The following is a 14,040-nucleotide window of genomic DNA, read 5'->3' as shown; positions in this document are numbered from 1 at the left end:
GTGTCCCCGTTGCTTCGAGGGCGATCAGGTCCAGCGGCCGATGCCGAGGGCGGAGGCACCGTCGAGCAGCTGCTCGCGCAGCTGGACGCGGCGGATCTTCCAGGTCGCCGTGCGCGGGAACTCGTCCCACTTGATCTGGATCGGGTCCGCGAGAGCCGGCAGGTCCGCTGTCGCCCGTGCCCAGTCGGCCTTGGCCAACGGCTCGTCGTCCTGGGTGCTCAGCACCGGGACCGGCAACTGCCCGCCGGACGGCAGGATCACGACCTCGGTCGTGAGCGGCAGGCGGTCGAGCAGCACGTCCTCCAGCTCGATCGCGCTGGCACCGGGAATGCGGTCGATCTCGCGGTCCACCAGGCGCACGGCACCGAACTTGCTGACGACGCCGAGGTCGCCGGTGTTCCACCAGAAGCCGTTGGTCTTGAGCTCGTGCCGGTCCTGCTCGCCGACGTAGGCGAGGCACCGGCCGGGCTGCTTGATCTCGATCAGGCCGACCTGGCCCGCAGGCACCTTCTCGCCGGTCTCCGGGTCGACGGCGCGCGCCTTGCACAGGCCGGGGATCGGCCAGCCGAGGACCTGGGTGGGCGGAGGCCGGTGACCGCGCTTCGCGACGGACTTCCTGGTGTACGGACGGATCACCATCGCGCCGGCCTCGCTCTGGCTCCACGACTGCACCCAGATGGGCTTCTTGTGGTCCGTCGCGTCGAGGAACGTGCGAATGGTGCGGGTGTGGATCGCGTCGAACGAGTTGACGTAGAGCCGGACGTTGCGGAACGGCCGCGAGGCCTCCTTCGCGAACTGCTCCCAGTACAGGTAGATGTTCGGCAGCGTCTCGACGACGGTGGGCTTGTGGTCCCGGATGAGCTTGAGCGCCTGGTCGGACTGCGGGTCCGACAGCATCAGCATGGTCGGCGTGATGGTGGCCATGGCGAGCATGCCGGTGCTGAGACGCTGGTGGCAGAACGGGTCGGCGAGCGCCATCGTGTCCTCGGCCTGCAACGCCGCGCCAGGCCAGCGTTCCGCCTCCACCAGCGACAGCGCGTGCGCGGTGGTCGCCGAGTGCATGACGAGCTTCGGCACGCCCGTCGTGCCCGAGGTGTGCGTGATGACCATCGGTTCGTCCAGGCCGCGCAGCTTCGGCGTGGCCCTGGCGGCACCGCGCAGGTCGTCGAGCGACACCACGTCGGTCCGGTCGCTGCCGTCGACGACGATCGTCCGCTTCACCAGCGTCGACAGCGCGTGCTCGTCCAGACCGCACTGGAGCAGGCGCACCTGGTCCGTCACGAGGAACGGCTGCTGCAGGCGGGCGAGCATCGGCATCGCGAACTCCGGCGGGTGCGTCCACGCCAGCTGGGCCGGCACCGCGCCGAGACGTGCGGCGGCGCACGCCAGCAGCGCGACGTCGAGGTGGTTCGACTTCATGATCGCCACGCGGTCCCACTCGCGGACACCGGCCTCGTAGAGCCACGCGGCCGCGTCGTCGACCAGCTCCGCCCAGCCCGCGTAGGTGCGCACCAGCGGACTGCTGGGGTCGATGTCGGGTGCGCGGTCGACGGTGACCGTGCGCGACCCGCCGCGCTCAGCGGCGGTCTGCCACACGTCACCGAGGCGGGCGGTCGCCGGCACGCGGGAGAACGGGGTGAGCCTGCGGCGCCCCCAGGTCGGCGCGTAGTTCGTGAGGAAGTCGGGCTTGGTCGTCATCGTTGCACCTGTCCACTGGAGGGGGTCTCGGGGGTGAGCCCGCGGAAAGTCCTTCTGTGCCAAAGAAGCGGTTCGCCATCGCTACCGCCGACCGCACGCACCAGGCCGGTCAGGATCGTGTGGTCACCGCTGAGGTGTGGTTGCGCCACGTCGCAGACGAACCAGCCGAGCGCGTCGTCGAGCACCGGCACGCCGTCGCGGATCCGATGCGGCACTCCCTGGTACTTCGTCGCACCGTCCACGCGGGACGCGAACCTGGAGGCAACGTCGTTCTGCCCGGCGTGCAAGGCGTTGACCGCGAACGAGCCACTCTGCAGCACCGCGGCGAGAGTGGACGAGCGGTTGTCCAGGCACACCAGCACGATCAACGGGTCGAGCGACACGGAGCACATCGACGACACCGTGGCGCCGTACAGGCCGCCGGGTCCGGTACCGGTGACGACGCAGACGGCGGCGGGGAGCTCGGCGCAGACGTCCCGGAAACGAGCTCCGTGGTCGACGAGCGCGGATGGACGCATCAGCGCGGCCTAACCGACCCTGACCGGCTCGGGCTCGTCGTCCGCGAGGAAGACGACGTGCTCGCCGAGCAGGCCGCGGATGATCGCTTCGATGTTGTCGCCCAGGGCCTTCGCGGCGATCGGGTCGATGATCGGGGCGAGGCTGGGCATGCCCAGGTCGAAGTCGGCGTCGAAGCGCAGCGTCACGTCCGCACCCACCTGCTCGACCCGCCAGCTCCCGCTGAAGCCGACGAAGTCGCCCTTGAGCTGCTCGAACTCCACGGTACGGGCAACCGGGTCGATGCGGTCGCTCTCCTGCCAGCACATGACGCCGTTGCGGAAGTTGACCGACCAGTCCGACACCACGGACCCGTCCGCGAGCTGCTCGACCTTGATCTCGCGCACCGCGTCGGTGTAGTCGGCGTAACTGGGGAAGTCGCTGATCCGGCTGAACACGAAGTCGGCGTCGGCGGCGGGGACGAGTGTCTCCACACGTACGGCTGGCATGGTCAGGACGTCCTTTCGAGAGCGGCGGCGGTACCCCGGTGGCGCGCGCCGACTGCTTTGAGAGCGACGACGAACGCGGTGAACAGCCAGTCGAGATCGGCTTCGGTCAGCACGGCGGGCGGGGTCAGCCGGAGCACCGTGCCGGCGTTGAGCGAGTGGTTGACCAGGACGCGCTGGGACATGAGTTCGAGCACCAGGTCACCGGCCAGGTGTGCGGTCGGCGTCTCGACACCGATCAGCAGGCCGGCGCCCCTGATCACCAGCCCGAGGTGCGGCGCCTCGCGTTCGGCGATCGACCTCAGGTTCACCAGCAGGTGCTCACCGAGGTCCCGCGCACGGCCGACAAGGCCTTCCTCCTCGATGACCGCGATGGTCGCCGTAGCGGCGGCCATCGCGACCGGCGACGCCGCGAATGTCGAGGTGTGCAGCAGCGGGTCGTGGTCGAACGGCGCGTAGATCTTGTCGGTGGTCACCGCCGCGGCAACGGGGATCACGCCGCCGCTGAGGTTCTTGCCGACCAGCAGCACGTCGGGGACGACGTCTTCCCGGTCGGCTCCCCACCAGGTGCCCAGGCGGCCCAGACCGGTCTGCACCTCGTCCAGCACGAACAGCGCGCCGTGCTCGGTGCACAGCCGCGACACCTCGCGCAGGTAACCCGGCGGCGGCAGCACGACGCCGCCCTCGCCCTGAACGGGTTCCAGCACCACGCAGGCGCGGTCGCGGTGCGCCGCGAGGAAGTCCGCGATCGCGGACGCGTCCCCGTACGGCACGTGCTGCACGTCGGGGAGCAGTGGCCGGAACGGCTGCTGGTACACCGCGCGAGCGGTCAGGCTCAGCGCACCGGTGGTCTTGCCGTGGTAGCCGTTGACCGCGGAGACGAGCGTCGTCCTGCCTTGCGCGCGGGCGAACTTGATGGCCGCCTCGACCGCCTCGGCTCCCGAGTTGACGAAGTGGACGCGGTCCAGGCCTGCCGGTGTGACGGCGGCCAGTGCCTGTGCCGCAACGGCCGCGGTGGGTTCGAGCAACAGGCGGGTGGCCATCGGGTTGCGCCCGATCTGCTCGATCACCGCGCTCGTGACGACGGGATGCCGATGACCGAGCAGGAACACGCCGTAGCCGCCGCAGTCGAGGTACTCGTGCCCGCTCGCGTGTACCCGAGCGCCCAGGGAGTCCGTCTCGAGGTGCCCACCGGTGAACTGGGCCAGCCCGGCGCGCCCGCTGCTGAGGTGCCGCCGGTACAGGGCGGCCACGTCCGGCGTGGTCATGCAGCTTCCGTTCCGGGACGCGCGAGGCCCTTCTCGACGGCGAGGTAGCGAACGGACCTGCGGAACGCCTCGCTCAACCGCTCCTCGCCGAGGGGCTCGAGGCCGGGGATCTCGCTGCACGGGAAGAAGTCCGCGCCGGCGAACAACGCGGTCATCGCGAGCATGTCGTCGAAGCGCCTGCGCACACCCTTGGGCAGCGGGTCGATGAACACCGGCCGCACCAGTCGATCCACCATGTCCGGCTCGACGAGTCGGGGAGGCGTGAGCGACAGGCCGATCCGCACCGCCTCGTCCGTGACGATGTCGATCATCGCCTGGGTGAACAGCGCGGCCTCGCCGGCCGTGACCCAGTACTCCCCCGCACGCACGTTGTTGTCGATCAACGCGGTCAGCGCGTCGGCCAGGTGGTCCTGGGGCACGAAGTCGATGTGGGCGCGCTGGTCGAGCGGCAGCAACGGCAGCGCGCCCTTGAGCACGGCGAGGGCGAGTGAGTGCAGACCCTGGAACTTCGAGATGGCCCCGGTCTCGCTGTCGCCGATCACCACCGAAGGGCGCACGATGGTCGCGGCCACCCCGCTGTCCCTGACGAGCTGCTCAGCGGCGAGCTTCGAGGTCAGGTAGTCGGCGGGGTCCGCGCCGCCCTCGTTGGTGCGTCCGCGGGTCATGCCGTTGCGGGCGACGAACGCGGTGCTGAGGTAGTGCACGGTCGCATCGGCTCTGCGGGCGAAGTCCAGCACGCCGGCCGTGCCCACGACGTTGAGCTCGTCCGTGGTCGTGGCGCCCGCGCCGAAGTCGGTGACCGCCGCGCAATGCACGACGACGTCGACCTCAGCGACCAGCCCGCGGGCGGTCGCCGGATCGAGACCCAGACCGGGCGCGGCGAGGTCACCGCGCACGTGCTCGGACGCGCCGGGCGGAACCTGCTTGTGCACCAGGGAGATGACCCGGTGGCCTGCGAGCTTCGGCAGCAACGCTGTCCCGACGACACCGGACGCGCCGGTGAGAAGAATGGTCTGTTGCGATGTCACGAGTTCACTCACCTGATGTCTGTCGGGCTACGGGATGCGCAGCGGTTCGCCGCGAAGCCGGTCGAGCAACGCGCTGGACGTGCGGGCGCGGGCAGGCGGGTGGAACGCCAGCGCGCGGCACGCGGAGTTGAGGTAGGCGACGTCCCCGGAACCGATGAAAGCCATGCCGCCCAAGGCTTCGACACAACGGCCCGCCACCTGGTCGATCGCGTCCTGCGCGGCGTACCGGACGGCGAGTGCGTCGGCGAGAGAGTCGTGGTCGGGCTCCTGGAGCGCCACTCGTTCGACGGCCAGCATCGCCGCCTGCAGGGCGCTCGCCACGTCGGCGCGCACCCGCGCGTCGACCTTGTCGACCGCGAGCACGCGCTCCACCAACGCCGAGGCCGCCCCCAGGTAGCTCGCGGTCATCAGCAGCTCGAACCACACGAAGCCCACGGTCTGCAGGTGGTCGAGCTGTCCATCGGACGTCACACCGGTGCGGACGACGAGCTCCTCGGGGACCTCCACGTCGACGAGGACCACCTCGTCGCTCTCCGCGCCCGCCAGCACGGGGCTGGTCCAGAACGGCCGCACCGAAACGCCGGGGGCGTCTGCGGGAACCAGCGCCACCGCCAGCTGGGACTCGCCGTCCGGGCCGGGCAACGACACCGAGGCCGTGATGAGGTTCATCGAGCGGGCGAGGCTGCACGGCTTCTTGCTGCCGTTGAGGAACACCTTGCCGCCGTCGACGCGTGCCTGGATCGACGGGGAGAGGATGTGCTGCCCGGTGCGGCCCTCCGCGAAGGCGGACGCCAGCAACAGGTTGTCCTTGGCGATCGCGGACAGCAGCAGCCATTCCATGCCGCTGCTCGTGCGCGCGGTCTCGGCCAGCGACGCCACCGAGAAGTGGTGCATGGTGGTGGCCACCGCGACTGACGGCGACCGGGAACCGAGTGCGCGTTGGACTCGCACCATCGTCAGGAGGTCGGCGCCGTGGCCGCCGTGCTCGGCAGGTACCAGGAGTGCGGCACCACCGTGGTCGCGGAACAGGCCGATACCGGGCCCGCCCTGCTGCTCCAGCTCGGCGAGCGGCACCGCGGCCAGCGCGTCGTCCAGACCGGGGAGCAGGCGCTCCAGCTGCTCTCGTTCGCGTCGCAAGTACTGCATGGCAACAACGTTAGAAACCAGTGCTGCAACGTCCACCCAAGACAGCGACAGGCTTTTGTAAGGGATTGCTTAAACTTCTCTGTCATCCACTGTGGACTGTGCGGTGCGCAGGACGAGAACCGCGTCCGTGCCCGAAGCAGGTGCCGGATTCAACGCGATCCACCCGTCACTCGCCCGTGCGAGACCCGCAGCGATCGCCAGGCCCAGACCGGCACCGTCCGTGTCACGTCTTTGTGTGCCACGCCAATAGCGTTCGCAGGCGCGGGCCGCGTCGGCCGGGTTCATGCCGGGACCTTCGTCGCGACAGAAGAGCCGGACCTGGTGCAGTGTCGCCTCGGCGAACAGCTGGATCGTCGAGCCCGCGGGTGAGACGCGCAGGGCGTTGTCGATGAACACGTCGAGGATCTGGTCGACGGCGGCCGGCAACGCCGTGGCCCACAACCCGGTGCAGGGCTTGATGAGCAGGTCGACGCCGGCCACGGCCGTGATCGGGCGCCATGACGCCATCCGGTCTTCCAGCACCGCCGCGACGTCTACGGGTTGGCGTGCGTCGGCACGTCCCTCACCTCTCGCCATCGTCATGAGGGCGTTGAGGATCAGGCTCATCCGAGTGGCTTCACGCAGGGCGCTCTCCATCTTGCCCAGACCCTCAGGCCTGACGTGCGGCTCCAGGTTCTCGAGCCGCAACTGCAACGCCACCAGCGGGTTGCGCAGCTGATGGGAGGCGTCGGCGACGAACGACCGTTGGGAGTCGCGCAACTCGACCAGCCGGTCTCCCAGCACGTTGACGGACGTGCCGAGCAGCGCGGAGGAAGGAAGTCTCAACCGGTAATCACCTTCGGTGAACCCCACCAGGACCGCCCTCAGCCTGCGCACGTGCCGGGCCAACACCAGAGCCGCCACGATCAGTCCGATCAACAGAGCCAGGGCGACGTAGGTCATCAGGAGACCACTGGCACAGCCAGGCGGAAACCCACGCCTCGCACCGACGTGATCCAGTCCCGATGACCGAGCTTGGTGCGCAACGAGCTGACGTGGACGTCGAGGGTCCTGGTCGAGCCGTGCCAGTGCGGGTCCCACGCCTCGTTGATCAGGTCTTCCCGGTGCCGGACAGCGCCGGGATCGGCCAGCAACGCGAGCAGGAGGTCGAACTCCCTGCGGGTCAGGGCGATCGATCGCCCGTCCACGCTGGCCTTGCGGGTCCGGGGCTCCACCGTCAACGGCCCGAGCTGGATCTGGTCGTCCTGGTGTTCCGGCTCGCTCACCGTCGTGCGCAGCGACCTCCTGCTGACCGCCTCGATCCTCGCGACCAGTTCACGGGTGCTGAACGGTTTCACCAGGTAGTCGTCCGCACCGGCCTGGAGCAGCACGATCCGGTCGATCTCCTCGGTCCGCGCGCTCAGCACCATGATCGGCACCTGGGAGGTCTCCCGCAGCCGGTGGCAGACCTCCTGGCCGTCGAGATCCGGTAGCCCGAGGTCGAGCAGGACGAAGTCGGCCCTTTCGGCGGCGCCGACGGCCTGGGCGCCCTGGGTGATGTGGTCGGTCGTGTGCCCGAACCGGGCCAGTGCCTCACGCAACGCGTCCGCGACGTGGTCGTCGTCCTCGATGAGCAAGATCCGCACTCCGTCGCCCCTTCACAGCCGGTGCGGCGCAGACGGGCCGCACCGACCAGTGTCGAGGCGCTGGAGGCGGATTTGTCAGCACTCGTGAACAACGGGGCCGGCTCCCGAGGGGGTCCTCCGGGGGAAGGAGGAGCCGGCCCCGCGTTCCACTACCGCGCTTCCGACAACCCGAACTTGTTGTGGAACGCGCGGAGCCATCCCGGCAACCACCAGTTGCCGTTGCCGCACATGCGCATCAACGCGGGCATGAGCGCACCGCGGATCAACGTGGCGTCCACGATCACCGCGATCGCGAGCCCCACCCCGAGCAGCTTCACCGGGGTCAGCCCTGAGGTCGCGAAGGCGAACAGCACGACCGCGACGATCACGGCCGCGGCTGTGACGAGCCTGCCGACCCGCTCCAGACCCCAGGCCACTGAGGCCACGTTGTCGCCGGTGAGCTCGTGGTGCTCCTTGATGCGCGACAACATGAACACCTGGTAGTCCATCGACACGCCGAACGCCACGCAGAACATCAGGATCGGCATCCGGATGTTGACGTTGTCCGTGACGATGAAGTCACCCACCAGCCAGCGCAGGTGACCCTCCTGGAAGATGAAGACCATCGCCCCGAAGGTCGCCGTGAGGCTGAGCAGGTTCATCACGATGGCCTGCAACGGGATCAGCAGGCTGCCGGTGAACAGGAACAACAGCACGAACGTCGTCACCGCGATGAACAACAGCACCCACGGCAGCGCGCCACCGACGTTCTTGCGCGCGTCCACGAGCTGGGCCGCCTGGCCACCCACGAGCCGGTCCGTGGAGGGCGACGCCAGGTCACGCACCTTCGCCACCAGATCACCGCCCTGGGGCGAGTACGCCTCGGGCTCGGAGATGATCGACACCCAGGTACCGACCGGAGCGTCGAACCGCTTCGAGCTGGGATCCGCGGGCGCGACCTGCTCGCCCTTGATGTACGAGCCCGTCGCGGCGTCGACCCTGGTCACCCCGCCGATCTGGGAGAGCTTCGTGGCGTAGTCACTGATCTTCGTGTTGTCCGCCTGGGCGGGAACGCCCGGCAGCACCACGGTGATCGGCGAGTCTTCCTTGCTCGCGTAGTTGTCGCGGATGTACTGCGCGGCAACGTGTGCGGGCGCGTCAGGCGGCAGCACACGGTCGTCGGACTCGCCGAACTTGGCCCCCAGGAACGGAGAACCGACGACCAGCAGCAACGCCGTGACGACCAGGAAGAACGGCAGCGGCCGCTTCATCACGATCAGCGACCAGCGGTGCCAGAAGCCACTGCTGCCGTCCGTCGGCGTTGCCTTCTTCTTCCGGGACCGGAACAGCCCTTGCAGGCTCAGCGCGTCCACCTTGCGTCCCAGAACCGACAGCAGAGCCGGGAGCACGACCACTGCGCCCAAAGCCGCGAGCGCCACGACGGAAATGCCGGCGTAGGCGAACGAGCGTAGGAAGTTCATGGGGAACAACAACAGCGATGACATCGATACGGCGACCGTCAACGCGGAGAACACGACGGTGCGTCCGGCGGTGCGGACTGTTGTGCCGATCGCCTCCCGCACGTCGGATCCGCTCGCCAGTTCCTCTCGGAACCGGGTGAGGATGAAGAGGCTGTAGTCGATAGCGAGACCCAGTCCCAGTGCGATGGTGATGTTCACCGCGAACACCGACACAGGAACCATCATGTTGAACACCTTCAACATGACGAGTGCGCCGACCACCGCGAGACCACCCACCGCGAGCGGCGTCAGCGCGGCGATGACACCGCGGAACACCAGCAGCAGGATCAGCAACGTCAGGGGCGCGGCAATCAGCTCGGCGCGGACCAGGTCCTCGTCGCTCTGCTTGTTCACCTCGGCGCGGACCTGCGCCACACCTGTCGCCTCGACGGTGAAGCCCTCGCGCTGCCCAACGATGCCGGGCACGATGCGGGTGGTCGCCTTGCTGACCTCGTTCTCGTCACCGGCGAGCCGGACGAGGATCATCGCGGAGCGACTGTCCTCACCGCGCAACGGCGGCGCGCCGCCCAAGGTCCAGAACGACTCCGCCTGCACCACACCGGATTCCCTGGCGAGCTTCTGGGTCAGGTCGGTGCCGAACTTGACGGCGGCCTCGTCCTCGACGGACCCCGGTGTCTTCACGAGGAACACCAGGTGCGGTGCCCCGCCCTTGAAGTCCTTGTTCAGAATGTCGTCTGCGCGTGTGGCCTCCGCGTTCGTCGCGGTGATGCCGCCTTCGGACAACCGTTCCGTGACGTCCGAGCCGAACGGCAACGCGAGTCCGATCGCGACGACCACGGCGACCAGCACCAGGATCCGGCGCTTGAAGACGCCGTGTCCGATGCGTTCCAGCAGTGAGCGCTTCGCCCCCTTCGCGATGCCGGGCGGCGCCTCCCGCTCCTTCTGGTCCGCTGTCATGGATTGCTCACTCCTCGGTGAAACTCCTGCGAGCGGGCGAACATCGCCCGATGACAGAAGTCTGCGGGCGTGGCCCGTCCCGAGACTTGTAAGAAACGGCTATACCCACCAGGGGTACGCGCACAGTGACACTTGGCGCTACATCTGCCGGTAGGTCTTGTTTGTGTTCCGCCGCAGGGGCGGCGGAACACAAACAAGACCTACCGAGTGCGACCGTGCAGTTCGGGGACGTCCATGCATCCCACGGTCACCTTCTCGCAGTCCTCGCTCGGCGGGTGCGAGGACACCGCCCTGGCGAGCAGGGACGGGGCGAGGCCGAAGGTGCGGCGGGTGACGTTCGTGAGGTGTGCGGAGTCGGTGAAGCCCGCGGTGTGCGCGGCTTCGGTCAGCGTGGCACCGCTGAGCACCGACTCGACGGCACGTTGCAGCCTCAGCCACAGCACGTACCGGCGGAACGACAGGCCGATCTCGGACGCGAACAGGTGCCGCAGCCGACTGTCCGAGATGCCCACAGCCGCACTGACCGCGGACAGCGACACCGAACCGCTGATGATCGTCGGCAGGTACCGGATCGCGTCCTCGAGCACCGGATGGCCGGCGACACCCGTCACCACCCGGCAGTCCACGCCCAGTGCGCCGAAGATCCGGCACACCAGCGCTTCGGGCTCCTGGTCGTCGCGATTGAGCAACGCGGGCGTCAACGCGCGCGCCGACTCGACCCACGAACCGACCGACGACGAAGCACCACGCTCCATGAGCTCCCGGCCGGTGGTGCTCTCCGGTTCGAGGTAGAGCATCACCGTGCGCGGGTTGCCCTCGAGAATGGCGTGCGGCTCGTTGGCAGGGATCACCGCGGACCGGCATCGCTGCCGATCGCCTGCGCCGTCCTGGAGCTCGATCCAGCCGTCCGCGACGACGATCTGGATCGCGTGGTGGGCGTGCTCGGCCGCCTGGCCGACCGCGCCGAGGTAGAGCTGCCACCCCGGCCGGATCACGCCGAACCCACCGCTCCAGGTGCCGTCCGCCATCAGCCTCCCCTGTCCACGCCGGTCGCCGCACTCGGAGACCATTGTGGCAGGGGCCGACATCATTAGTTCGATTCGTCCGATTCAGCGACGTGAGCGAACGCGCGCACCTGGGCTGTCAGGGCCACCTTGCCCGAGTTCTCGACCTCGACGCTGATGCCGAAGACGATCTCCGTGAAGCCGCGGATCCTCGGTGTGGCGGACACCAGTTCGGCGGTGGTGCGGATCCGCGTGCCGGCCGTGACCGGCGCCGAGAACCGCAGCCGGTCGATGCCCTTGTTGAGCAGCATGTCCGTGCCGCCGACCTCGACGATCTCGCCGAGCTGCGAGACCGCCAGGGAGATGGTCAGCATGCCGTGCGCGACGGTGGCGCCGAACGGGCCTTCCTTGGCTCGCGCCTCGTCGACGTGCACCCACTGCGGGTCGTCGGTGAGGTCGGCGAACACGTTGATCATCTGCTGGTCGACCAGGCGCCACGGGCTGGTGCCCAGCGTGGTGCCGGCATCCGGGATCATCTCGGCGGGCGAGCTGTAGCGCTTCATGCGGTGTTCTCCGTCTTCCGGTTCAGCCAGGTGCCGGACACGCTGGTGGCGATGGCGTGCGCGCCGCCGTCGACGTGGATGAGCTCGCCCGTGACGGCGGGCATCCAGTCCGAGAGCAACGAGCAGACGACCCGGCCGACGGGCTCGGCGTCCCGGACGTCCCAGCCCAGCGGAGCGCGGTCACCCCACAGCTCTTCGAGCAGGTTCTGTCCCGGCACGGACCGGGCTGCCACGGTGTGCAGCGGTCCGGCCGCCACGAGGTTGACCCTCGTGCCGTCGCGGCCCAGGTCGTAGGCGAGGTAGCGGTTGCAGCTCTCCAGTCCCGCCTTGGCCACGCCCATCCAGTCGTAGCCGGGCCACACCTGGCGGGCGTCGAAGTCGATGCCCACGAGCGACCCGCCGCCGGACTTGGCGAGCAGCGGGCCGAACGCGTTGCCGAGGGTGGCGAAGGAGTAGGTGGAGATCCGCAGCGCCAGGGCGACGTCGTCCCACGGCGCCGTGAGGAAGCCACCGCCCAATGCGGTGGCCGGCGCGAAGCCGATGGCGTGCACGACGCCGTCGACCGCACCCCACCGCTGTTCCAGATCGGCGGCGACGGCCTCGACCTGGTCCTGCTCGGTCACGTCCATTTCGAGGACGTCGCACGGAGAGGGCAACCGGTCCGCGGTGAGCTTCGTGAGCCGCAGTGCCTTGCCGTGCCCGGTGAGCACGACTTCGGCACCGGCCTCCTGGGCCATCCGCGCGACCGCGTACCCGATGGAGTCCTCGGTGAGGACCCCCGTCACGAGGATTCGCTTGTCCTTGAGCAGCATGGTGTTCCCCTACTTGGTGAACACGACGACGGCGTTGGCGCCGCCGAAGCCGAACGAGTTGTTGATGGCGACGTTCACCGGCATCTTCCGCGGGGCCCTGGTGACGACGTCCAGCTCGATCTGCGGGTCCTGGTTCTCCAGGTTCGCCGTCGCCGGCACGAGGCCCTGCTCGACCGACAACACCGTGCAGACGGCCTCGATGGCACCGGCACCGCCCAGCGAGTGGCCGACGCTTCCCTTGACCGACGTGACGACGGGGCGTTCACCGAAGATCCGGCGCACGACCTTGGCCTCGTTGAGGTCGTTGAGCGGCGTCGAGGTGCCGTGGGCGTTGACGTGGTCGACCTCGTCCGGGCTCACACCCGCGTCGGCGAGCGCCATCCGGATGGCCGCTTCGGCGCCGGAACCGTCCGGGCGGGGTGCGCTGACGTGGAACGCGTCCGAGGTCGAGCCGTAGCCGCTGAGCTTGGCCCGCACGTGCGCACCGCGTGCCAGCGCGTGGTCCAACCGCTCCAGCACGAGCACGCCCGCGCCCTCGGAGGCGACAAAACCGTCGCGGTCGACGTCGAACGGCCGGGATGCGGCCGCCGGGTCGTCGCACCGAGTCGACATCGCACCCATGCGCGCGAAACCCGCGGTGATCAGCGGGCTGAGCGCCGACTCGGAGCCGCCCGCGATCACCACGTCGCAGATGCCCCGCTGCAACAGGTCGCGAGCCGTGCCGAGCGCCGTGACACCGGAGGCGCAGGCCGAGGACACGCTCCAGCTCGGGCCACGCGCACCGCAGTCCATGGAGACGAACCCGGTGGAGCCGCCCTGCCCGATCATCGGGATGAGCATCGGTGTCACCGCGGACACGCCGTCCTCGCGCAGGGCGGTGAGCTGGGCCTCGTACGTCGGCGTGCCGCCGAGCGCGTTGCCCATGATCACGCTGACCCTGGCGCCGTCCCACGTGGCCGGGTCCAGCTTCGCGTCGGCGACGGCCTCGCGGGCCGCGTAGAGCGCCAGGTGGGTGAAGCGTTCCTGACGCCACGCCGTGCGGCGGTCCAGCAGCTCGGCGGCGTTGAAGTCGGGCACCCGGCAGCTGAAGTCCGCCGGCAGCCCGATCCCGGCCAGACCGGGGTCGGTGGTGGCGGTCGGCTCGCCGCGCAGGATGCGCTCCCAGGAGGCCTGGACGCCGATTCCCGCCGAGGTGACCAGGCCGACCCCGGTCACCGCGACGTCGAAGGTCCCGCTCATCCGGCGACCCCGACCTTGCCGTCGATCAGGGACGCGACCTTGTCGATGGTGTCGCTCGGCGCGACGTCCTCCTCGCTGATCTTGATGCCGAACTCCTTCTCGGCGACCATGCCGAGCTCGATCAGGGCCAGCGAGTCGAGGTCGAGGTCGGTCAGCTTCGTGTCCGAGCTGACCTCGCCCTCGGAGATGCCGAAGCGCGAGACGAGCACGGCGGTGAGGCGTTCGATGGTCGTTGACAT

Annotated in this window: 14 protein-coding genes; all 14 read right to left on the bottom strand. The window is 69.2% G+C overall.

All coding sequences use genetic code 11. The annotated features are described in order from the left end of the window. Positions 1-24 precede the first annotated feature (24 nt). A complete protein-coding gene (locus ACQEU1_RS39975) occupies positions 25-1,698 on the bottom strand; it encodes an AMP-binding protein (protein WP_433214318.1) in 1,674 nt (557 codons plus the stop codon). After that, the gene (locus ACQEU1_RS39970; RefSeq protein ID WP_433214315.1) at positions 1,695-2,216 is read right to left on the bottom strand and encodes a flavin reductase family protein; all 522 of its coding nucleotides are present in this window, start codon (positions 2,214-2,216) and stop codon (positions 1,695-1,697) included. Before ACQEU1_RS39970 ends, ACQEU1_RS39975 begins: the two co-directional genes overlap by 4 nt. Positions 2,217-2,225: 9 nt before the next feature. Continuing rightward, positions 2,226-2,702, bottom strand: a complete 477-nt coding sequence (locus tag ACQEU1_RS39965; protein ID WP_433214312.1) for a type II toxin-antitoxin system RatA family toxin — start codon at positions 2,700-2,702, stop codon at positions 2,226-2,228. A gap of 2 nt (positions 2,703-2,704) precedes the next feature. Beyond that, positions 2,705-3,967: an aspartate aminotransferase family protein gene (locus tag ACQEU1_RS39960; RefSeq protein WP_433214309.1), complete on the bottom strand. Its 1,263-nt coding sequence runs from the start codon at positions 3,965-3,967 to the stop codon at positions 2,705-2,707. After that, entirely contained in the window at positions 3,964-4,995 is a 1,032-nt protein-coding gene (locus ACQEU1_RS39955; protein WP_433214306.1) for an SDR family oxidoreductase, read from the bottom strand. Before ACQEU1_RS39955 ends, ACQEU1_RS39960 begins: the two co-directional genes overlap by 4 nt. Positions 4,996-5,022: 27 nt before the next feature. Beyond that, positions 5,023-6,141, bottom strand: coding sequence for an acyl-CoA dehydrogenase family protein (locus ACQEU1_RS39950; RefSeq protein WP_433214303.1), 1,119 nt, complete (start codon positions 6,139-6,141; stop codon positions 5,023-5,025). 69 nt (positions 6,142-6,210) lie between these two features. Next, positions 6,211-7,083: a sensor histidine kinase gene (locus ACQEU1_RS39945; RefSeq protein ID WP_433214300.1), complete on the bottom strand. Its 873-nt coding sequence runs from the start codon at positions 7,081-7,083 to the stop codon at positions 6,211-6,213. Continuing rightward, positions 7,083-7,766 carry a response regulator transcription factor gene (locus ACQEU1_RS39940; protein ID WP_433214297.1) on the bottom strand — a complete coding sequence of 228 codons (684 nt, stop codon included), beginning with the start codon at positions 7,764-7,766 and terminating at the stop codon, positions 7,083-7,085. Before ACQEU1_RS39940 ends, ACQEU1_RS39945 begins: the two co-directional genes overlap by 1 nt. Positions 7,767-7,915: 149 nt before the next feature. Beyond that, positions 7,916-10,183: an MMPL family transporter gene (locus ACQEU1_RS39935; protein WP_433214294.1), complete on the bottom strand. Its 2,268-nt coding sequence runs from the start codon at positions 10,181-10,183 to the stop codon at positions 7,916-7,918. 200 nt (positions 10,184-10,383) lie between these two features. Continuing rightward, a complete protein-coding gene (locus ACQEU1_RS39930; protein WP_433214291.1) occupies positions 10,384-11,211 on the bottom strand; it encodes a helix-turn-helix transcriptional regulator in 828 nt (275 codons plus the stop codon). Positions 11,212-11,273: 62 nt separating this feature from the next. Next, positions 11,274-11,750: a MaoC family dehydratase gene (locus tag ACQEU1_RS39925; RefSeq protein ID WP_433214288.1), complete on the bottom strand. Its 477-nt coding sequence runs from the start codon at positions 11,748-11,750 to the stop codon at positions 11,274-11,276. Next, a complete protein-coding gene (gene fabI / locus ACQEU1_RS39920) occupies positions 11,747-12,562 on the bottom strand; it encodes an enoyl-ACP reductase FabI (RefSeq protein WP_433214285.1) in 816 nt (271 codons plus the stop codon). The genes ACQEU1_RS39925 and fabI overlap by 4 nt, the downstream gene beginning before the upstream one ends. A 9-nt stretch (positions 12,563-12,571) precedes the next feature. Further along, positions 12,572-13,801: a beta-ketoacyl-[acyl-carrier-protein] synthase family protein gene (locus ACQEU1_RS39915; protein ID WP_433214282.1), complete on the bottom strand. Its 1,230-nt coding sequence runs from the start codon at positions 13,799-13,801 to the stop codon at positions 12,572-12,574. After that, on the bottom strand, positions 13,798-14,040 hold the full coding sequence (locus tag ACQEU1_RS39910; RefSeq protein ID WP_433214279.1) for an acyl carrier protein: 243 nt from the start codon (positions 14,038-14,040) through the stop codon (positions 13,798-13,800). Before ACQEU1_RS39910 ends, ACQEU1_RS39915 begins: the two co-directional genes overlap by 4 nt.

This window comes from Lentzea sp. CA-135723, assembly GCF_050936595.1.
Lineage (GTDB): Bacteria > Actinomycetota > Actinomycetes > Mycobacteriales > Pseudonocardiaceae > Lentzea.
This window is presented reverse-complemented; position numbering and strand designations above follow the sequence as displayed.